The following is a 21,788-nucleotide window of genomic DNA, read 5'->3' as shown; positions in this document are numbered from 1 at the left end:
CCCGTCCGCCGCTCGTCAGCAAAGTAGCAAGCTACTTTCTGTTACCGCTCGACTTGCATGTGTTAGGCCTGCCGCCAGCGTTCAATCTGAGCCATGATCAAACTCTTCAATTAAAAAGTTTTATGTCTTTCGACAGCTCAATGAATTCTGAATTTATTTTAATATCTTTCGATATTGAATTGACTGTGCCGAATAATTACCGAAATAACTATTCTGTTGGTCACTCAGTTTTCAATTGAGACTCTAAATTTGTTTGCCTCGCTAATTACCCATAAAGAGTAAGTAGGTTGGCTGTTAGAACTCAATCTGTACGAGTGCCCACACAGATGATTGCTTTATATTGTTAAAGAACGTTTTGAGTCGCTTTAGCGTCTCAAGGGATGCGAATAATACACCCTTTATTTTTCGAGTCAACACTTAATTTTAAACTTTCTTTCGACAATTTAAAACCGAAGTTTTACTTAACTCTCTGAGTTGTTCCTGCCTCGCTATGCGTTGGCGTTTCCCGTCTCAGTGGGGTCGCATTATAGGGAGCGGCGGATTTTACGCAAGCGTTATTTGCATAAAATAGTAATTAAAATTAAGCCCCAAGCAAGCACACATGATAAGCACAAGTTACCCACAAAAACCTGTTGATAACTCTTGTTTTTACATAGCTAAACCATTCTATAGCTTTTAATTAAAACCTTAAAAATGCAAAAAGCACCTTATTTAGGTGCTTCTCAAAAGTAATAGTTATTAGAATCTAGGGTCTGTTTATCTTTCAAGGTTAAATTTGCAGCAGCCTGTTTAGTATTCAGGCAAGGCAGAGCCTATGTAGTGTGGTTACTCCCCATAAATAAGCGATAACGTAGCATTAATGCCAAACAGGCGCTGCCCAAAGGGTTCTTCCTAGGGGCTATTTACTCTTTGTTACTCGGTTTTTACTTATTCTTACATGGATGTAAGCCAGTAGGGTAACGCAGGAGCAATTACCGAGCCCGCTAGGTTACAAATCTCGCGCCGCGATTAAACACCCCCTAGTTTGAACAAATTTTAATCCGCAAAGAGCAACAGACCCTAGTATAAAATACTATATAACTTGCGACGATACTTTGCTGCGAGCGCATCACCATCGGGTAAAGAGGCAATAATGGCTAAAAAGCTTGGTTTCGCTTCATTGAAATTCAGATCTTTTTGCAGCACTGTAAATAGTATATCCAATGCTTCTTCTTTTCTGCCTGCTTCATTGAGTAAAATACTGAGCTCTTCTTTTAATTCTAGGTCATTTGGGTACTTTTCTACTTGTTGTTGCTTTTCTTTAATCTCTGGTGAGTCTTTTGCTTCAAGCGCAGCTTCGCATTTTGCTTTTATATTATTAAAGTAAGCATCTTGCTCTTGTACGTCTATTGTATTTATAAGCGCTTGGGCTTCATCTACCTTGTGAATTTGAATACATATGTCTGCAAGCACTAATTTGATGCGTGCATTACCGCTGTCTATTTCATAAGCTTGCTTTGCATAATTAAATGCAGCATTTAAATCTGACTTTAATAACGCTTGTTTTGCTTGCTCTAACAGTAAGTCTTGTTGCGCAGGTAAATGCTTTGCTAGGGCTTCGCGTATTTGTGCCTCACTTTGAACACCTGCAAGTAAATCTACTGGTGCAGAGTCTTTTAATAATACAAGCGTAGGCAGAGTTTGAAGACCAACTTGTTGCGCAAGTTGAGAAGCGAGTGCTTGCTCTGCATCGCAATCTAGGTTTGCTACTACTATATAGCTTGCATATTCAGCCGCTACTTTATCTAAAATTGCAGCCTGTCCGATGCAGTCAGGACTTTGAGGAGAGAAAAAGTTAAGCAACACCAATTTTTGCTGTGATGTTTCACCGAGTACTTGTTGAAGGTTTTGTGCATTAATACTAACTATGTTGCTCATTGAATTGATTGCCATATTCATCTATTTAGGTTTTTATATGGTGGTGAACATAATAATTACAAGTCATATACCTAAATCATCCGGTATACATATTCAACAATGAGGGAAAACATGAAATTAACTTATCTAAGTGCAATACTTTTATTAGCAAGCCCATTAGTACAAGCAAATGGACTCGATTTGAATTTAAGCAAAGCCATGCCAGCTATAGAAAAGTTTTACCTCGATTTACACCAATCGCCAGAGCTTTCTTATCACGAACAAGAAACGGGTAATAAAATAGCGGATAAATTAACTCAGCTGGGTTTTAAAGTAACAAGTAATGTAGGTGGCTTTGGTGTTGTCGGCATTTACAAAAACGGAAACGGTCCAACCGTGATGATCCGTACTGACACCGATGGCTTACCTATTATAGAGCAGACAGGAAAATCCTATGCCTCAAAAGTTAAAGTAATTGACGAGCATGGTGCTAAAGTAGGTGTAATGCACGGTTGTGGCCACGATATTCACATGAGCTCTTTTATTGGTACTGCTGAGCAATTAATAGTACACAAAGATCAATGGAAAGGCACTTTGATGATGGTTGCACAGCCTGCCGAAGAAGTTGGTGGGGGTGCTAAAGCCATGTTAGGCGAAGGACTATTTAGTAAATATGAAAAACCTGATCATATAATTGCGTTACATGTAAGTGCTAGCGTCCCCGCTGGTAAGATATCAATGAAAAATGAATACACTATGGCAAGTGTAGATTCTGTCGATATTACAATAAAAGGTAAAGGTGGTCATGGTGCTTATCCGCATACAACTATAGACCCTGTGATTATAGCTGCACGCACAGTACTTGCTCTGCAAACAATCACAAGCCGAGAACTTTCACCGCTAGAGCCTTCGGTTATTACGGTTGGGTCTATTCATGGTGGCTCAAAACATAATGTGATTTCGGATGAAGTAAAACTACAACTCACTCTCAGAAGCTATAACCCAAATGTTAGAAGTGCTCAAATAGCAGCAATAAAACGAATCACGGCAGGTATTGCACAAAGTGCTGGCCTAAATGAATCAAACTACCCTGTAGTATATGTACATGAAGATGAATCTATTCCATCTACTTATAATAACCCTGCACAAACAGACATTGTTAGAAACTCTATTGCCAGCGCAATTGGTGATACTAATGTGCTTGAAACACAAGCTGTAATGGCGGGTGAAGACTTTGGCCTATACGGACGCACCGATGAAAATATCCCGATTACCTTATTTTGGCTAGGAGGTGTAAACCAAGCACAATATGCAGATTCGATAAAAACAGCTGAAGTACTCCCTTCCCTACACTCTAGTAAATTTGCACCAGATTATAAAGTTGCTATCCCTACCGGAATAAAAGCAATGAGTAACGCTGCTGTTGCTTTATTTAATAAGTAACCTGAATTCTGGATAATAAATCTATCTCAAGTAGAGTTCAGGTTAAGTAATATCGTTTAATAAAATGGCTCTGTAGCTAACTAGCAACAGAGCTTTTTTTATAACTCGACTTTTTAAAGGTCGCTTTTCCACCTCGTTTAGCAAAGCGTTTTTTAGGTGAGCTTTTTGGTAACCTTGCAAATGCATTGCTATCGCAGTTTGCTGCTAATTGTACAAACCCATTTAGCTCAGCAAGTAAAGGCTGTAAAAATTGCTGATAACTCATTACTTGCTGCGCGATATCACCTAAGCTCGATTCCCACTTTGCGGTTAAATCAGGACTCGCTAAACCTTGTGGTAATACGCTAATAAGGGCAAGTCCCGTTTCGGTCGCTCTAATTGACTTACCTTCACGTTTTAAAAAGCGCCGCTTGAATAGCAACTCGATTATTCCCGCACGTGTTGCCTCAGTCCCTAAACCATCAGTGTCTTTTAATACTTTTTTAATTTGTGGATCTTTAACATAACGGCTAATGCCCGTCATCGCAGCCAATAATGTAGCGTCGGTAAAATAAGCAGGAGGTGATGTATGCTTTTCGACCACTTCGCCTTGCTCACAAAAAAGAGGCATACCTTTAGTTAAAGGAGGTAACGTAGCTTCATCTTTTAATTCAGACTTACCCATTAATACCTTAAAGCCCAGGCTTACATCTTGTTTTGCATTTGCTTTAAATAATCCGCCAGCGATTGTTATCTCTGCTTTAGTTTCGTTATATATATAGTCGGGATAAAACTGAATTAGGTAATGGCGGCTTATTAATTGATATACCTTCGCTTCGTCACCGTTCAAACTCGCTGACTTTAACTGCTTAGCCGTAGGCACAATGGCATGATGCGCAGCCACTTTTGAATCGTTAAAACATTTACTACGCTTTTTTACATCAGCCCCGTTTACTAATTCACTGCTTTGCCCACCATTAGCACTTATAGCTTTAAAAATAGCTGATGCATCTTGATGGTGATCTTTAGGTAAATAACGATTATCCGAGCGTGGGTAAGTAATTAATTTATGACGTTCGTAAAGTATTTGGCAAATATCCAACACTTTTTGAGCTGGCATACCAAATGCTTTAGCCGCATCTATTTGCAGTGCAGATAGGTTATACGGTAATGGAGCACTTTGTTTTTTTTGTTTTTGGTCAAGTGAAGTAAGCTCAGCACTTTGCTTTGTAATGCGTGAAGCAACATTTTGTGCGAGTGCTTTGTTAAGTATTCGCCCTTCTTCATCTTGATGTGGCTCACATGCTTTACTAGGAACCCACTTAGCTATGAATGGCTGGTTATCTGGAGTAAGTAAATGCGCCAGTACATCGTAAAAAGGCTTAGATACAAAGTGTGCTATTTCGTTATCTCTATTAACAACAAGACCTAAAATAGGGGTTTGTACTCGCCCTACCGAAAGCACATTACCAAACCCTGCTTTTTGCCCAGCTAGTGTGTATGCACGTGTTAAATTCATACCAAATAGCCAATCAGCACGAGAGCGCGCTAAAGCAGATACACTTAACGGAATAAAATCTCGATTAGAACGCATAGTACCCAGTGATTTTTTTACCGCCGATAAGTTTAAATCACTAATGAGTAAACGTTGCGTACTCTGCTTTTTAGCCTGACTTATTTTAGCTTCTTCAATTACTTGATCGACTAGTAGCTGGCCTTCACGGTCTGGATCGCCAGCGTGAATAAGTTGCGAGGCTTGTTTAATTAATTTTTTTAAAACAGTGAGCTGTTTGCGAGTTTTGGTTTTGGCTTTTAACTTCCACTGTTCAGGTATTATAGGTAAGTGTTCAAACTGCCACTTTTTAAAGCGCTCATCGTAATCATCGGGTTCTGCTTGTTCTAGCAAATGTCCAATACACCACGACACACAATCGCCATTAGCGACTTCTATATAACCATCATATTTTTTATGTGGTTTTGGTAACGCATCAGCAATAGCGCGTCCAAGTGAAGGTTTTTCTGCAATGTAGAGTTTCATAGCCTGCTCATCACTGTTTATATAAACAGTAGTCTAGCACAGCTATTTTAAAGGAGGGAACTTTTTGTAACTATTGGCTAGCTGGGCTTTTTTTGTCTTTTGTTAAAATATAAATAAGCGGAAGATAACAAACAACAACGGTGCCTATATTAATAAATGGCAATAAGGTTTTATAAATGTATGTACTATAAGAAAGATCCCATAAATGGCGGTCGACTAATCTAAATAGCTGTAAAATTGGTGCCATAATAACAACCAATTGACCTAATACGCATTGCCATAAATAAACCTTATCTTTTAAACCCAGATATGCGATGAGTGCCATCCAAGCAATATCATTAAAGGCCCAAACAAGGTATCGATAAACATAAATCCCATTATCAAACTCTTTCAAGTAAGGATGAATAATGGTTCCATATAAAAAAAAAGCGGCTGTAATTAAAGCGAAACGCAGGGCCAAATAATCTTTTCTAAAATAAAAGATGAAAATAGCAGGGCTTAAAATAAACACCCAACTAGTATCTAATATCAATATAGTCTTTAAAAACCATTCAGGCATTAGAGTTAATCAAGTTTTTTTTCATCATCGTCATTACCACCGCCATTTCCTGGCATATGACTAAACTTATCGACCTTTTTCATAAACTATTCCGTTACATTTGTTAAAGAAAGCATACTTTATGATAAATAAGTGTGTTTGCCAATAAAAGTTATCTTACATCTATAGGAGCTGACTCTTTTGCTTTACCTTGTAATATAGATATTTCTACTCGGCGATTCCTGCGGCGATCTTCATCGGTGTCATTCGGTACAAGTGGTCGTGTTTCAGCTCGACCAACCACCATCATTCGGGTTTTATCAAATCCTTGGACTTTTTGCAGTTCACTTGCAACGGCTACAGCACGCTTTGATGATAGGTCCCAATTATTAATATATAACTCATTCGATACCTGAAAATCATCTGTATGGCCAGATACTGTTATTTCACCGGGTACATCTTTTAACAGCACACCGATATCTTGAATTATAGGTTTAAACTTAGGTTGTAAAAATGCACTACCTGAAGGAAATGAACCATTCTCTCTAATGCGAATAATTATTTGCTGCCCTAAAGACTCAAGCTCAATTGCGCCATCGATTATTTGCTTTTCAAGCTGCTGCGCTATCTTTTTAACAAGCTCGTTAGTTTGCTCCTGATCGGCTGCTGAAGTTGCTTGCTCAGAAGATTCTTCTTGTGAGGTACTACGAGATTCGCCACCGCGTTTATCCCCGCGCTGTTCTTGCCTGCCGCCTGCTGAGCTTTCATCGCCAGCCTGAAACTCTAACATTTGTTGAGTCATTTCGACTGTTTGCTGCTGAATGGTTTCTATTGGGGTTGGCTCTGGTTTACCTGGGGTAAACTCCATGGCAATAACAGAGGTCCCTTTAGGGATGTCTTTTACTTCAATTTTATTCTGCACACCAAAAGCAAACTTCATAGAGCCCGCAATTTGTTTAAACTTAAGTACATCCATTTCTGAAAACGCGAGCAAGAGTACAAAAAAGCACATTAACAGTGACATTAAATCGGCAAACGTTCCCATCCATGCAGGTAGACCTGGTGGTGGACATTTGCACTCTTGATCAGACATAGTTACTCCTCGGTATCTACTTTACGTTTAGATTCAGCTAAGTAATTTTTCAAAATACCTTCGATTACTTTTGGATTTTGACCATCTTGTATACCTAAAATAGCATCCAAAATTAAACGCTGATTCATCGCTTCCTCGTCTTTACGCAGTTCAAGTTTTACCTGAATAGGAATTGCCACAACATTGGCTAAAAACGCGCCATATAAAGTTGTTAATAGTGCTACTGCCATTGCCGGACCAATTGCCTTTGGGTCATCCATGTTAGACAACATTGCAACCAAACCAATTAGAGTACCAATCATGCCCATTGCAGGCCCTATATCAGCTAACGACTTAAATAAACCCGCGCCCAATTCATGGCGAGTCGTAGTTAGAGAAATATCTTTTTGAAGTGTAGCGCGAACTACATCTGCATCATGGCCATCAACGAGCATATCGACGCCTTTGCGCATAAAGGGGTTTGGAATTTCAGCTTCTTCGAGTGCTAAAAAACCGCCTTTACGAGCTGAATCCGCAAGTTCTACTGCTTTTTCGATAAGTATTTCTGGCGTTTCGATTTTAAACATAAACGCTTTGGCAACAACTTTACCTATCCCCAAAAATTGCGACATGGTGAAGTTTGATAAAACAATAAAGAGTGAACCACCAAATACAATAACCACAGACGGGGTATTGTAAAACATAGCCATTTCACCGCTACTACTCATAAACATAGACATGACAATTAAGCCAATTGCGCCTAGGATCCCAATTATGGTTGCTAAATCCACATTTCCTCCAGAAGTTTCATGCTTAATGGCCTTATCATAAATTTTTATTATTAACTGCTTATCGGCAACATATTGAATTGCTTAAGCCATTTTTATAAATAAACATAAAAAGCAGCCTTTAGCACTATCTTAGATCAAGTTATAAGGGCTACCTAACTATCAATTGATTTATTAAACCAACAGACCGCTATTAAGGCTTTATTAATGCACTTGAAATATAATTTAACGTTATAAAGGTAAAAAACCAATATCATCCTTTGACCTAGTTTAGCATTCCCCCTAAAATTGACCCCTAAATTTATTATGTAAGCTGAAATAAAGATGGCGACTAAAAAACCTGAAAACTTAAGTTTCGAACAAGCACTAGAAGAATTATCTACAATCGTTAGTGACATGGAACAAGGTGACTTATCGCTTGAGCAATCGTTAAAGCAATTTGAGCGTGGAATTGCATTAGCAAGTGCTTCATCAGGGAAATTACAGCAAGCAGAACAAAAAGTATCAGTTTTGATGGGGAATGGCGAAAAGTCAGTACTTACAAATTTTGATAATGATATGGAATAGCTGTGAGCATAAAAAATCATATTGAACGTGCTCAAAAAGATGTAGTAGCGACCTTACAGCAGCATTTTAATCAGCCTCTCGATACAGAAGAAACGGTAAAGAACGCCACCCAGTATGGATTATTTAATGGCGGTAAAAGATTACGTCCATTTTTAGTTTATGCCACAGGTAAAATGCTCGGCGCAAACCATCAAGACTTAAACGTACTTGCTGCTGCAATTGAGTGTATTCATAGCTATTCGTTAGTCCATGATGACTTACCAGCAATGGATGATGACGACTTACGCCGCGGACGCCCTACTTGTCATATAGAGTTTGGCGAGGCAAATGCAATTTTAGCCGGTGATGCTCTTCAAACTCTTGCTTTTGAGCTTATTGCGAATCACAAATTTGAATGCTCATCACAAACACAAGTAAAAATGATTGCTACACTTGCCCACGCATCAGGCCTTCAGGGTATGGTTGGCGGACAAGGCCTTGATATAGCAGCAACTGATAAAGTAATTACCGTACAAGAGCTTGAGCGAATACATAAGCTAAAAACCGGGGCTCTAATTAATTGCGCAATTACACTTGGTGCACTGTGCAGTGAAAAGGCTGATCAACAAACCTTAGAAAATTTAAGTGTTTTTGGGTATGCTATAGGGCTAGCATTTCAAGTACACGACGACATTTTAGATGTTGAAGGCGATACAGTTATTTTAGGAAAGCCACAAGGCTCCGATATTGCCGCGAATAAAGCGACATATCCGGCGTTATTAGGTATGCTAGGCGCTAAAGAAAAGGCGCAAAATTTAATACAACAAGCCCATGAAGCGTTAGCAAATATAGATGCTGACACAACACTTCTTGCGTCGCTAGCAAATTACCTAATTGAGCGTGACCACTAATTTTTGCTCATACGTATTGCAATTAGCACTGACATTATTACTCAACATTAATTATTCGTAAAAGCTTTGGATTAATTAATGTTAGCGAAGGATATATATAAAACCATGACACTTGATAGTAGCAAGTATCCATTACTTAATTTGGTTGACGAGCCAGCCCAATTGCGTGACTTAGCGCAAGACAAACTCCCTGCATTTAGCAATGAGCTGCGCGATTATTTACTCAACTCAGTATCGCAAAGTAGCGGTCATCTAGCGTCTGGTTTAGGGACGGTTGAACTAACCGTTGCGCTGCATTATGTTTATAACACTCCAGACGATCGCCTAGTTTGGGACGTGGGTCATCAAGCTTATCCGCATAAAATCCTTACTGGTCGTCGCGAGCAAATGCACACTATTCGTCAAAAAGACGGTTTACACCCTTTTCCTTTTCGCGATGAAAGTCAATACGATACGTTTAGCGTAGGCCATTCAAGCACGTCTATTTCAGCTGCTTTAGGCATGTCTATTGCCGCACAAAAAGAAGGTAAAGGTCGAAAGTCTGTTGCCATTATTGGCGACGGAGCTATAACCGCAGGCATGGCATTTGAAGCGATGAATCATTTAGGTGATGTAAAATCAGACATGCTTATTATTTTAAATGATAACGAAATGTCGATTTCTGAAAATGTTGGCGCATTAACAAATCACTTTGCTCGAATTTTATCAGGTAGCTTTTATACTAACATTCGTGAAGGTAGTAAAAAGTTACTCTCAGGAGTGCCTCCGGTAAAGCAACTTGCCAGTAAAATGGAAGAGCACATTAAAGGCATGATGATCCCGGGTACCTTCTTTGAAGAATTAGGCCTAAATTACATTGGTCCCATTGATGGTCACGATGTAAACATGCTTGTAGATACATTACGTAATATGCGTAATTTAAAAGGCCCACAGCTTTTACATATAAAAACGCAAAAAGGTAAGGGCTATAAACCGGCTGAAGCCGATCCTATTGGCTATCATGGTGTACCAAAATTCGATCCGAGCACAACTAGCCTACCTAAATCTAAACCTAGTGCTGCTACTTTTTCAAAAGTATTCGGCGATTGGTTATGTGATATGGCCGAACAAGACAGCAAGTTAATGGCTATCACGCCTGCAATGCGCGAAGGTTCAGGCATGGTACGTTTTTCTAAAGAGTTTCCAGATCAATACTTTGATGTGGCCATTGCTGAGCAGCATGCGGTTACTTTAGCTGCTGGCTTTGCCTGTGAAGGTTTAAAACCTGTTGTTGCTATTTACTCAAGCTTTTTACAACGTGCGTACGACCAATTAATACATGATGTTGCACTGCAAAACTTACCTGTATTATTTGCCATTGACCGCGCCGGTATTGTTGGAGCCGATGGTGAAACTCATCAAGGCGCATACGATTTAAGTTTTATGCGCTGTATTCCAAATATGGTGATTATGGCGCCAAGCGATACCAACGAGTGCCGTCAAATGCTATACACTGGTTATAAAGCAAATTGCCCAGTTGCCGTTCGTTACCCTCGCGGTAGTGCGGGTACTGCAGAAATTCAAAGCAATATGCAACTGCTTGAAATTGGTAAAGCAGATACTGTCAAAAAAGGCAGTAAAATTGCCATTTTATCATTTGGTACATTACTTGAGAATGCACAGCTTGCAGCAAGTGAGTTAGATGCAACGCTTGTTAATATGCGCTTTATTAAACCTCTTGATACCGCGCTTTTAAATGAGCTTGTAGCTAGCCACGATGTAATTGTTACGCTTGAAGATAATGCAATCGCTGGCGGTGCCGGCTCTGCAGTTAACGAATACTTAGCAACGCAAAAAGCTGATATTAATATCCTTAACTTAGGTATTCCTGATGAGTTTATTAAACACGGCACCCAAGATGAAATGCACGATGAAATGGGGTTAGGCGAGCAAGGAATATTAACCGCTATTAAAGCGTTTATTAATTAACTTCCTATACATCTAAAGTTGAGCATATTAAAAAAGGAGCCTAGGCTCCTTTTTTAATATCAAATATTGCTGATCAGCGCATCCACACTTTAATATCAGCTAGGCCATTGCTTTGTAAAATACCTAATTGTTGATCAACGTTAGAATTTTGTTCAAACTCAAATGCATCAAGCTGATCATCAAACGTAATATTTGCAACACCATCACCACCGCGCTTTTTAACTTGGTGTAGTGAAATATCAGCTAGGTTAATAGATGTTTCCCAGCTAATTACCTGCCCACCCAAAAGTGGTAATGGATAAAATGACCAACCAATTGATGCCGTGATATTAGTTGTTTTTCCATTTGGTAATTGGAATAAATTAGCCGCTATTACTTTACAAAGATCTGAAGCATAGCTGTCTATTTTATTGCATTTAAAATCACGTAATAATAGTAAAAACTCATCACCACTCCAACGTGCCACATAGTCAGAGCCCTGCGTACGCGAATTTAATAATGCAGCCATTTGCTGTAAGCAGCTATCACCTGCAATTGGGCCATAGGCATCATTGATACGGCTGAAATTATCAAAGTTAATAATTACCAGCACCAGTGACTTGCCTTGTGCCTGCAGCGATTGTGAATTACGTTGAAAGTGTTCAATATCTTTAGGGAGTTGATCAAACAAAAAGCGACGGCTACGCAGCCCTGTTAACTCATCTGAGTGACTAACTAATTTAAGCTGTGAATTCACTTGGCCTAATTTATCATTAGCTTGACGAAGCTCTAAGGTACGCTCGGTGATCAAGCCCTCTAATGCTTCTTGTTTTCTACGCTCTTGCGCTCTAAACACCCAAAAAATAAGGTAGAAAAGCAAAATAAAGCCACTGGTAATTAAAAGCCTAAAGTAAATAGTTTCGTCAAAGCGCTCAGGCACTACAAAACCGTATTCTACTTCTTGCGCTTTAGTCCAGTCTTCACCTTGGCGCTTCGCTTCTAATTGAAACAAAAACGAGCCTGGAGGCAAGTTAGTATAAATAGCTTCACGTCGCGTATTAGCATAGCGCCAGTCACTATCTAAGCCACTTAGTTTATATCTAAATTCAATACTGTTTGGTGCATAATAATCAATAGCTGTGTAAGTTAGCGTTATATCACGCTCGTCTGTTTCTAATGATGGTTTTTTACCAAGCGCAGCGGTGGTTAAATGACGAAGTGGTGTTGTTATTGTTTCTATTGTTGGCTTTAATGCAAGCACACCAAATAGCTCTACATTTTTAGGTATTTCAACAACACCTTGTAAGCTTGGGTACCAAATAGAATTGCCGGTGTCTGCTACCGCATCATGCCCAAGTCCACTACAACATTGATTCGCTTTACCATCGAGTTGACGGTCAAAAGATGAAATTACTTCTTCAACTTTTAGGCTTTTTATCTCTGTCTTAAATTGCTCTACAGGCATTCTGTAAACACCTTTCATGGTGCTTACCCAAACATGCTTTAATTTTTCATCATATTCTAGGCTAAATATAGAACCATACGGTAAACCATTAGCTGCATCGAGTTGACGCCATTGCCCTTGCGTACTTCTGTAAAAAAGCCCGTCGTTAAGAGAGCCGATTAAAATACCCACACCATCTATATGGAGCACGCTAGTTACGTATGCGCTTTCAAGTGTTGTTTGGTCACCAATTTTTTCAATGCCACGGTCTGTAAAGTAATATGCGCCTTTACTAGTACCAATCACACCAAAGTTTGTTTTATCCAATACGTAGGTAATAAACTTACTACCTAAAAAAGCGTTATATGCAAAAGGCGTTAAACCAGCATAATTTAATCGATATAAACCGCGTCCGGTACCAATCCAAAAACCGCCTTTACTAGAGCGACTTATTGCAAATACCGGGTTATCGCGAAGCGCTCGACCAGGGACGGTATAAAGTGTCTTGTTTTCAAAAACAAATAAGCCGCGCCCCGTGGCTATATATAATCGCTCACCATCGAATTGTAGATCGTGTACTGACGCGTATCCATATTTACTACTTGGAACTAAATTAATAAAACTTTTATCTAAATCGAAATAACCAATGCCGCTTTTGTTAGCAACCCACAGTTTTCCATCTGGAGCTTGGCTAATAGCCATAACAGACTCGGTCATATCTGAAACTGCTGAATGCCTTTCTACCCGCCCTTCATGGGCAAGCCATAAGCCTTCACTAAAACTTGCTAACCAAACGTTATTTTTATCATCTCTAAAAATATCAGCAAACCATATGCTTTGATCAAGTTGGCTTGGTTCTACCCATTGCCACTCACCGGTTTTATCTCTAAATAATAAACGTCCATAAGTCGAAACCCATAAGCCACCATCGGTATCACTCATAAACTTATAAACGGCTGAGTTATTTGCATTTGGTAAAGGAAAAGGTCTTAGTTCGTCATCTAAATCTAAAAAGTATGCACCTAGCTCAGAGGCTATATACAAATTACCGTTTAAGAATGATAAATCGTGCACTATGGTTTGCGCTAAGCGCTCTGGTAACGATATTTTAGCGGTAAGCTCTAAACGTAGTTTAGAGAAATCTGATGAGTTTTTAGTAAGGCGTAATAAATGACGATCATTAACTAGCCAAATACCTTCTGGAGAGAGTGCCATTTGGCTAACAGAGCCAACAATTTGGGTAATTACGGTAGCATTAACAATAGGTAGGGGGCCATTTACTTGAGTGCGTAAATCAACTTGCCCTCTATCTACATAGTATAAACCATTAGCCGCAATCCATATGCTGCCTTTGGAGTCCTCAAGAATATCTCTTACTGGACCTTTAATATTAAACTCTTGTGCTGCAAATGTGGCAGGATTAATAACTACCAAGCCACTTTTAGTACCTACCCATAATAAGCCACTAGAATCGACTAAAAGTTTATTAATACCATTACTAGGCAAGAACGGGCTATTTTGCGTGTTGTAGTTTGTAAATGTTGTGCCATCAAAACGGCTTAAGCCAAACTGAGTACCAAGCCACATATAGCCTTGCTGGTCTTGTACTACGCTTTTAAGTGATTGCGAAGGTAGACCATCTTTTATATTCCATTGCTTAACTACGTAATCACTAATTGAAGCCCAACTTGGTGTCGCGCACAACATCAGTACACAAACCAGTAAAAATCGCATCATATTGCTGCCACCTAGTTAAACAAATCAAATATAAAAAATTAAAAGGGTAGTAAACCCACTTTTATTAGCGCCTGTAAGCATATAAGCGAAAAAACGCCCGCAAGTATATCATCGGCCATAATACCTAAACCACCATGTACTCGTTTGTCTAGCATACGGATTGGGCCAGGTTTTGCTATATCAAAAAAGCGAAATAACAAAAAACCAACGAGTAATGTTTGCCAGCTAAGTGCTGCACCAATCATTGTAATGTAATAACCTGCCACTTCATCCCATACAATAGCAGGATGGTCGTGCACGCCTAAATCATCAGCCGTTTTACCGCAGGCCCATATACCAAATATACTGATCACTACGGCAAACACAATTTGCAACCATAGCGGATAATACATAGTCATAAAAATGAATGGCAGTGCAGCAAAAGTGCCAAATGTACCAGGTGCTTTAGGGGCTAACCCAGTACCAAAACCCAAACCAAAAAACTGATGTGGGCGCTTTAAATTAAACTTTCGGTTTTTGTTCAAACCAGCTCCTTTGCAAAATGCTCAAAACCTTGCTGCTTAAAATCAAACTTTTCACCGTTGTGTAAAAGTTCAATTTGACCATCGCCACTTTTAATTTGGCCTATGCATGTTGCATCTACACCATATTGACGCAGTTTTATATCTAGCATACTTTTATTGCTATCAGGTACAGTAAAAATCAATTCGTAATCATCACCGTAACTTAGAATAAATGGCAGCTGCTGATTAAAATCAAGGCTTGCTTGCATTGCATCTGAAGTCGGAATACTTTCAATATTCACAACTGCATTTACTTGCGACATATCAAGTATATGACTTAAATCAGCGATTAAACCGTCCGATACATCAATAGCCGATGATGCAAGGCCTCGCAATACCTGCCCAGCAGCAACACGCGGTGTTGGAAAGTCAAAGCGCTTATTTAAGTACTTTAAATGCTCTGGCTCAATACTTATACCTTGTTTGCGAGACTCAATTGCAAGTCCAGCGTCACCTAGCGGACCTGTAACATAAATCCAATCACCCACTTTCGCACCACTACGGCGAAGTGCAGTCCCTTCTGGTACAGTCCCTTTTGCACAAATAGTGATAGTTAATGGACCCTGAGTAGTATCGCCACCTATAATTTGCACATTAAAGTATTCTGCAATTTCATGCATGCCTTCAGTAAACTCTTCAATCCACTTTGGGTCAATACTTGGCAAGGTTAACGCAACTGAAACCCACGTTGGCTCAGCGCCCATGGCCGCTAAATCACTTAAATTAACAGCAAGCGCTCTGTGGCCTAATGCACGAGGGGAAATATCATCAAAAAAGTGTACGCCAGCAACAAGAGTATCTGTTGTAACGGCAAGTTGGCAGTTTTGTGGAACGGTTACTAAAGCGCAATCATCCCCTATACCTAGGTTTACATCACGACGGGTGATCCCGCGACCTTTAAAGTAGCGGTTAATTAATTCAAATTCCTTCATACACAAAAAAGCCGGCCTATGCCGGCTCCCCTCTTTAACGGTTACTTACTTGCGTAAATGCTTAACAGCTTTATCAAGTACACCGTTTACAAATTTATGGCTGTCTTCAGCGCCAAATATTTTGGCCAGCTCGATACCTTCGTTGATAGCAACTTTATAAGGTACATCTTCACGGAACTTAAGCTCATAGCTGCTTAAACGTAAAATTGCGCGCTCAACCATATCTAAGTCATTAAACGGACGTGTTAAATGTGGTGATACAGCTTCGTCTAGTTGCTTATAATTTACAGCAACACCCGTCGCTAAATCTTTAAAGTATTCAACATCAATTTTAGTAACGTCTGTTTCGATCAACATTTGTTGTTCGATATCGGCAATTAAATTGCCACTTATTTGCCAAGAATAAACGGCTTGGAGTGCTAAGATACGTGCTTTACGTCTTGCTGCTGGTTTCACAAAAATTCCTTAAACTTAAATTTTATCTAACACATTAACCATTTCAAGCGCGCCTAAAGCAGCTTCGCCGCCTTTATTGCCCATTTTGGTGCCAGCACGCTCAATTGCTTGTTCAATGCTTTCTGTGGTTAATACGCCAAATGCAACCGGGATATCATACTCAAGTGATACTTGCGCAAGACCTTTGTTTGATTCGCCAGCAACTAGGTCAAAGTGTGGTGTACCACCTCTGATCACTACGCCTAATGCGATGATTGCATCATACTCTTTTTTTGCCGCAACGCGTTTAGCCGCTAAAGGTAATTCTACCGCGCCTGGTACATAAATAACGGTAATGTCGTCATCAGATACGCCACCAGTGCGTTTTAGCTCATCAACAGCACCTGCAAGGAGGCTGCTACCGATAAAGTCATTAAAACGAGAAATGACAATGGCAAACTTTTTGCCAGGAGCGTACTTACTACCTTCAATAATTTTCATTTGATAACCCTAAAAATAAGTTCAAGCGGTTGCGATTGCGCAAAAATTGCTGCGCATCATACCATAAAAATAAAATAATAGCCTAGTTTAAGCGTTATGCTTATTGTGGCTCAATGTAATCAACAACTTCTAAATGAAAGCCCGAAAGTGCATGATACTTTTTAGGACGACTCATTAAACGCATCTGTTTAATTCCCAGATCTGCAAGTATTTGCGAACCTACGCCAACAGTACGAGATGTACCTTTGAATTTACGTGGCGTAACGCTTTCGCCAACATCAGCTGCTGCAAATGCTTTTACAGTTGCCTCTAACTCTTCAGTGCTTTCTTGCTTACCTAAAATAACTAAAGCACCTTCATTTTTAGCAATATAGGCCATTGCTTCAGAAAGGCCCCAGCTGCGGTCAGCACTTCTGTCTGAAAGTAGGATATCGTTAAAAGTGCTTTGCAAATGTACACGTACATTTGTCGGTTCTTGCTCTTTTATGTCGCCATTAAGCAATACGTAATGTAATTGGCCGTCAATTGTGTCTTTGTAAGTCACTAAATCAAACTCACCGTGAACAGTAGGCAACTTACATTTTGCAACTTGCTCAATTGTCGTTTCATTTAAGTTACGGTATTCAATTAAATCAGCAATAGTACCAATTTTAATATCGTGCTCTTTAGCAAACACTTCTAAATCAGGGCGACGCGCCATGGTGCCGTCAGCATTGAGTATTTCAACAATAACTGATGATGCTTCAAGCCCAGCTAAACGTGCTAAATCACAGCCAGCTTCAGTATGTCCTGCGCGAGTTAATACGCCACCAGGTTGTGCCATAATTGGAAAAATATGACCAGGCTGAACAATATCAGTTGGCACTGCGCCTTTTGCTATAGCCGCTTGCACTGTGCGCGCTCTATCAGCAGCAGAAATACCGGTTGTAACACCTTTTGATGCTTCTATCGACATTGTAAAGTTAGTCGAAAATGCAGCACCATTGTTTTTAACCATTAACGGTAAATCAAGTTGCTCACAACGATCTTGTGTCATGGTTAAACAAATTAAACCACGGCCATGAGTCGCCATGAAGTTAATCGCTTCAGCGCTAATATGCTCAGCAGCTATTATTAAATCGCCTTCATTTTCTCTATCTTCATCATCCATTAAAATAACCATTTTACCGGCTTTAATATCATCGATGATTTCTTGTGCGCTGTGTAAATTCATAAATTTGCTCGTGTAAGTTATCAGTTTCGTTATTTAATAAAACCCGCTTTTGCGAGTAAGCTCATCGAAATATCAGAGCCCGTTGGTTGCTCTGCACCTTTTATAAGGCGCTCTAAATAACGTGCAATTTGATCGACTTCTAAATTAACTTGAGTACCTACTTTAAAATGAGAAATTGTGGTCTGCTCACTCGTGTGTGGGACAATTGTTAATTTGAATTTATTGCCCTCTACAGCGTTTACTGTCAGGCTTATACCATCAATACATACCGAACCTTTGTACGGAATGTATTTCATTAAATTTTCGTCGGTTGTAAGCCAATATTCTGTTGCTCGCGCATTTGCTGCAATACTTGTGATAGTCGCAATGCCATCAACATGGCCAGATACTAAATGACCGCCCAAACGCGAAACTGGTTGCATGGCTTTTTCAAGATTAACCGTTTGCCCTAAAGCATAGTGAGCAAAACCGGTTAAACCAATCGTCTCGTTAGATAAATCAGCACTAAAGCCGTCAATATGTTTATCAACTACGGTTAAGCAAACACCATTGGTTGCAATGCTGTCGCCTAGCTTTACATCTTTCATATCAAGATCAGCACTTTGAATGCGAATAGCTAAGTCGCCTTGTTTTTTTTGTAATAAAGCAATTTTGCCTGTGGCTTCTATTATTCCAGTAAACATAGCGCTACTCTTTTTTATTAAGTGGTTTTAATGAGCTTTTAACGCGGTGATACGTAAATCGTCACCAATGCGCGCACATTCATTAAATGTTAAATTAACGGTGTTTTGCATACTCGTCAATTCAGGAAAATTAACTAAACTTTTTGCATCATGGCCCATTAATTTAGGCGCCAAATAAAAAACAAACTCGTCAACTAAATCAAGCTCTGTCATTTTACCAGCAAGTGTTGCTCCGCTCTCAAGCCAAACATTATTAAACTGCAGTTGCCCAAGCTTTTCTAAAACAGCCTGTAAATCAACTTTACCGTTACTTTCACTTACTTCAATATGCTTTACAAAATGCGGCCATTGCAGGGATTTATCAACCTTAGTCGTAAATATAATTACATCACTTTGGATTTTAAATAAAGCAAGGTCAGGTGTTAAGCGATTTTGAGAGTCAATTATAACACGCACGGGCTGGCGAAGCGGTAAATCGGTAGGTAACGTGCAAGGCAACTCGCTTAGTCGCACATTAAGTTTAGCATCGTCTACTAACACGGTATCGGCACCGGTTAAAATAGCGCAGCTTTGCGCTCGGTATAACTGTACATCTTGGCGAGCTGCGGAACTTGTGATCCACTTACTTTGCCCATTTTTAAGCGCTGTTTTACCATCTATGCTTGCTGCCATTTTACAGGTCACATAAGGTAAGCCTTGTTCCATTCGCTTAAAAAAGCCAACGTTAAGTGCGCGAGCTTGTGATTCAAGTAATCCATAAGCAACGTCAATACCGGCGTCGCTCAGTATTTTAAGGCCTTTGCCTGCAACTTGTGGATTTGTATCAACCATAGCAGCAATTACTTTTACTACGCCTGCCTTTTTTAAGCCTTCAGCACACGGTGGCGTACGCCCATAATGACTACAAGGTTCGAGCGTTACATAAGCGGTAGCGCCTTGTGCACTGTTGCCCCCCATAGCTAACGCGTTTACTTCAGCGTGCCCTTGGCCTGCTAATTGATGAAAACCCTCACCAATTATTTGATTGTTTTTAACTAATACACAGCCAACATTAGGATTAGGCGTTGTAGTAAACCGCCCTTTTTTGGCAAGTTCTATGGCGCGTGCCATATACATTTCGTCTTGTTCGGTAAAAATAGTTTGGCTTTGCATTGTTACTCCCCTAAACGGGCAATTTCTTCGCCAAATTCGCGTATGTCTTCAAACGAGCGATAAACAGAAGCAAATCTTACGTACGCAACTTTATCGAGTTTTTTAAGTGCTTCCATAATACATTCGCCCACCAAATGGCTTGAAATTTCTCGCTCACCCGTTGCGCGTAGTTGTGATTTTATTATATTTACAACTTCATCTACTTGCTCTGTACTCACTGGGCGTTTTTCGAGTGCGCGATTTAAGCCATTTAAAAGCTTATCCTCGTTAAACGGTTCCCGGCTGCCATCTTGCTTAACAACGCGAGGCATAACCAGTTCAGCGCCTTCAAATGTAGTAAAGCGCTCGTGGCAATCATTACATTCACGACGTCTGCGAACTTGATGGCCTCCGCCTACAAGGCGTGAGTCAATTACTTTAGTATCTTTTGCGGTACAAAATGGACAATGCATAACTCGGTACTTCCGTTTTAAAACAAAAAAGACCGCTAAATAGCGGCCTTTTATCTTAGCAAAAAACTAAACAGTTGTGATCTAAATTACTACTGCTTATGCAATTAAGCGTATACAGGTAATTTTGCACAAATAGCTTTTACTTTTTCTTTAACTTGCGCCTGTACAGATTCATCAGTGATGTTATCTAGTACGTCACAAATCCAGCCAGCAAGCTCTTTTGACTCTACTTCTGTAAAACCACGACGAGTGATTGCAGGAGAACCAATACGCAAACCAGATGTTACAAATGGTGAGCGTGGATCGTTTGGCACTGAGTTTTTATTAACTGTGATGTTAGCGTTGCCTAGGGCAGCGTCCGCATCTTTACCAGTGATATCTTTATCGATTAAATCAAGTAAAAATAAGTGGTTTTCAGTTTTGTCAGAAACGATTTTGTAGCCACGTTCTTGCATAACTGCAACCATTGCTTTTGCGTTTTTAACAACTTGTGTTTGGTATACTTTAAACTCTGGTTGAAGTGCTTCTTTAAATGCCACTGCTTTTGCTGCAATAACATGACATAAAGGACCGCCTTGGCCACCAGGGAAAACAGCGCTATTAAGCTTTTTGTAAATAGCTTCGTCGCCACATGCAGAAATAATTAAACCACCACGAGGGCCTGCAAGTGTTTTATGCGTAGTTGTTGTTACAACGTGTGCATGAGGAACTGGGCTTGGGTAAACGCCTGCCGCAATTAAGCCGGCAACGTGAGCCATATCAACAAACAGGTAAGCACCTACTTTATCAGCAATTTCACGGAACTTAGCCCAATCAACAATACCTGAGTACGCTGAGAAACCACCAATAATCATTTTTGGTTTATGCTCAAGTGCTAGCGCTTCAACTTGTGCGTAATCAATTTCGCCCGTTGCTTCATCTAGTCCGTATTGAATTGCATTGTAAAGCTTACCAGAGAAGCTTACGTGAGAACCGTGAGTTAAGTGACCACCATGAGCTAAGCTCATACCTAATACAGTATCGCCTGCATCTAACAATGCTAGAAAAACAGCCGCATTTGCTTGCGAACCAGCATGTGGCTGTACGTTAGCATAGTCAGAACCAAATAATTCGTTAGCACGGTCAATTGCTAATTGCTCAACAACATCTACATGCTCACAACCGCCATAATAACGTTTGCCTGGGTAACCTTCTGCGTATTTGTTTGTAAGCTGTGAACCCTGCGCTTCTAGTACGCGTGGGCTACAGTAGTTTTCTGAAGCGATTAGTTCGATATGCTCTTCTTGGCGAGCAGTTTCTTTGGTTATCGCGTCAAATAACTCTGGATCAAAATCCGAAATATTCATGCTACGTTCTAACATTGGGGTCTCCTAGGGCAACGTGTATGGTGTTTTTTAGAGGCTTTATTGTACGCTTTAAACGACTCTTTGCCTACGCTCTTAAGTTGAGGATATTTAAACAGGGATTGAAACTATTTCACAGCTCTTTTAAGATGATATTTTTTTATAAAGCCATAAT

Annotated in this window: 19 protein-coding genes and 1 rRNA gene; 4 read left to right on the top strand and 16 right to left on the bottom strand. The window is 39.9% G+C overall.

Annotated elements, in window-relative coordinates:
• Together GQR46_RS02890 and GQR46_RS02885 are read right to left on the bottom strand one after the other, a co-directional pair.
• A 16S ribosomal RNA gene (locus GQR46_RS02890) occupies positions 1 to 113 on the bottom strand; the annotation flags it as partial.
• Positions 114 to 1,059: 946 nt separating this feature from the next.
• Positions 1,060 to 1,917: a tetratricopeptide repeat protein gene (locus GQR46_RS02885; protein ID WP_101162966.1), complete on the bottom strand. Its 858-nt coding sequence runs from the start codon at positions 1,915 to 1,917 to the stop codon at positions 1,060 to 1,062.
• A 111-nt stretch (positions 1,918 to 2,028) separates the two neighbouring features.
• Between GQR46_RS02885 and GQR46_RS02880 the strand changes: the two genes are divergently transcribed.
• A complete protein-coding gene (locus GQR46_RS02880) occupies positions 2,029 to 3,339 on the top strand; it encodes an amidohydrolase (RefSeq protein ID WP_165739816.1) in 1,311 nt (436 codons plus the stop codon).
• 76 nt (positions 3,340 to 3,415) lie between these two features.
• Here GQR46_RS02880 and GQR46_RS02875 read toward each other — a convergent pair whose 3' ends face one another.
• The 4 genes from GQR46_RS02875 to pomA all read right to left on the bottom strand — a co-directional run bounded on the left by GQR46_RS02875 (position 3,416) and on the right by pomA (position 7,757).
• The gene (locus GQR46_RS02875) at positions 3,416 to 5,356 is read right to left on the bottom strand and encodes a DNA topoisomerase III (RefSeq protein ID WP_165739814.1); all 1,941 of its coding nucleotides are present in this window, start codon (positions 5,354 to 5,356) and stop codon (positions 3,416 to 3,418) included.
• Between the two features lie 70 nt (positions 5,357 to 5,426).
• Positions 5,427 to 5,915 (bottom strand): hypothetical protein, encoded by a 489-nt coding sequence (locus tag GQR46_RS02870; protein WP_024593682.1) that lies wholly within the window; start codon positions 5,913 to 5,915, stop codon positions 5,427 to 5,429.
• Between the two features lie 151 nt (positions 5,916 to 6,066).
• Complete coding sequence (locus tag GQR46_RS02865; RefSeq protein ID WP_007587113.1) at positions 6,067 to 6,987, bottom strand: flagellar motor protein MotB; 921 nt, start codon at positions 6,985 to 6,987, stop codon at positions 6,067 to 6,069.
• Between the two features lie 2 nt (positions 6,988 to 6,989).
• A complete protein-coding gene (pomA, locus tag GQR46_RS02860) occupies positions 6,990 to 7,757 on the bottom strand; it encodes a flagellar motor protein PomA (protein WP_007587114.1) in 768 nt (255 codons plus the stop codon).
• A 321-nt stretch (positions 7,758 to 8,078) separates the two neighbouring features.
• Between pomA and GQR46_RS02855 the strand changes: the two genes are divergently transcribed.
• The 3 genes from GQR46_RS02855 to dxs all read left to right on the top strand — a co-directional run bounded on the left by GQR46_RS02855 (position 8,079) and on the right by dxs (position 11,179).
• Positions 8,079 to 8,321, top strand: a complete 243-nt coding sequence (locus tag GQR46_RS02855; RefSeq protein WP_165727311.1) for an exodeoxyribonuclease VII small subunit — start codon at positions 8,079 to 8,081, stop codon at positions 8,319 to 8,321.
• 2 nt (positions 8,322 to 8,323) lie between these two features.
• Entirely contained in the window at positions 8,324 to 9,211 is an 888-nt protein-coding gene (gene ispA / locus GQR46_RS02850) for a (2E,6E)-farnesyl diphosphate synthase (protein WP_007587115.1), read from the top strand.
• Positions 9,212 to 9,316: 105 nt separating this feature from the next.
• Positions 9,317 to 11,179 (top strand): 1-deoxy-D-xylulose-5-phosphate synthase, encoded by a 1,863-nt coding sequence (gene dxs / locus GQR46_RS02845; RefSeq protein ID WP_165739813.1) that lies wholly within the window; start codon positions 9,317 to 9,319, stop codon positions 11,177 to 11,179.
• A 73-nt stretch (positions 11,180 to 11,252) separates the two neighbouring features.
• On the opposite strand, the gene GQR46_RS02840 is transcribed toward dxs, so the two are convergent.
• The 10 genes from GQR46_RS02840 to glyA form a co-directional block, all read right to left on the bottom strand.
• Positions 11,253 to 14,339 (bottom strand): ligand-binding sensor domain-containing diguanylate cyclase, encoded by a 3,087-nt coding sequence (locus GQR46_RS02840; RefSeq protein WP_024589765.1) that lies wholly within the window; start codon positions 14,337 to 14,339, stop codon positions 11,253 to 11,255.
• Positions 14,340 to 14,377: 38 nt separating this feature from the next.
• On the bottom strand, positions 14,378 to 14,863 hold the full coding sequence (locus GQR46_RS02835; protein ID WP_007587120.1) for a phosphatidylglycerophosphatase A: 486 nt from the start codon (positions 14,861 to 14,863) through the stop codon (positions 14,378 to 14,380).
• Positions 14,860 to 15,834 (bottom strand): thiamine-phosphate kinase, encoded by a 975-nt coding sequence (thiL, locus tag GQR46_RS02830; protein ID WP_165739811.1) that lies wholly within the window; start codon positions 15,832 to 15,834, stop codon positions 14,860 to 14,862. The genes GQR46_RS02835 and thiL overlap by 4 nt, the downstream gene beginning before the upstream one ends.
• 45 nt (positions 15,835 to 15,879) lie before the next feature.
• Positions 15,880 to 16,290, bottom strand: a complete 411-nt coding sequence (nusB, locus tag GQR46_RS02825; RefSeq protein WP_007587129.1) for a transcription antitermination factor NusB — start codon at positions 16,288 to 16,290, stop codon at positions 15,880 to 15,882.
• A 15-nt stretch (positions 16,291 to 16,305) separates the two neighbouring features.
• Positions 16,306 to 16,770, bottom strand: coding sequence for a 6,7-dimethyl-8-ribityllumazine synthase (gene ribE, locus GQR46_RS02820; RefSeq protein WP_007587130.1), 465 nt, complete (start codon positions 16,768 to 16,770; stop codon positions 16,306 to 16,308).
• Positions 16,771 to 16,870: 100 nt separating this feature from the next.
• Complete coding sequence (gene ribBA, locus GQR46_RS02815; protein ID WP_165739809.1) at positions 16,871 to 17,983, bottom strand: bifunctional 3,4-dihydroxy-2-butanone-4-phosphate synthase/GTP cyclohydrolase II; 1,113 nt, start codon at positions 17,981 to 17,983, stop codon at positions 16,871 to 16,873.
• Positions 17,984 to 18,012: 29 nt separating this feature from the next.
• Positions 18,013 to 18,666 carry a riboflavin synthase gene (locus GQR46_RS02810; protein WP_165739806.1) on the bottom strand — a complete coding sequence of 218 codons (654 nt, stop codon included), beginning with the start codon at positions 18,664 to 18,666 and terminating at the stop codon, positions 18,013 to 18,015.
• A gap of 27 nt (positions 18,667 to 18,693) precedes the next feature.
• Positions 18,694 to 19,818, bottom strand: coding sequence for a bifunctional diaminohydroxyphosphoribosylaminopyrimidine deaminase/5-amino-6-(5-phosphoribosylamino)uracil reductase RibD (gene ribD / locus GQR46_RS02805; protein WP_165727307.1), 1,125 nt, complete (start codon positions 19,816 to 19,818; stop codon positions 18,694 to 18,696).
• A gap of 2 nt (positions 19,819 to 19,820) precedes the next feature.
• Positions 19,821 to 20,270, bottom strand: coding sequence for a transcriptional regulator NrdR (gene nrdR / locus GQR46_RS02800; protein WP_006794272.1), 450 nt, complete (start codon positions 20,268 to 20,270; stop codon positions 19,821 to 19,823).
• Positions 20,271 to 20,374: 104 nt separating this feature from the next.
• Positions 20,375 to 21,631, bottom strand: coding sequence for a serine hydroxymethyltransferase (glyA, locus tag GQR46_RS02795; protein WP_165727306.1), 1,257 nt, complete (start codon positions 21,629 to 21,631; stop codon positions 20,375 to 20,377).
• Between the last annotated feature and the right edge of the window lie 157 nt (positions 21,632 to 21,788).

It is taken from the genome of Pseudoalteromonas sp. Z1A6 (genome assembly GCF_011378745.1).
Taxonomy (GTDB): domain Bacteria; phylum Pseudomonadota; class Gammaproteobacteria; order Enterobacterales; family Alteromonadaceae; genus Pseudoalteromonas; species Pseudoalteromonas arctica.
This window is presented reverse-complemented; position numbering and strand designations above follow the sequence as displayed.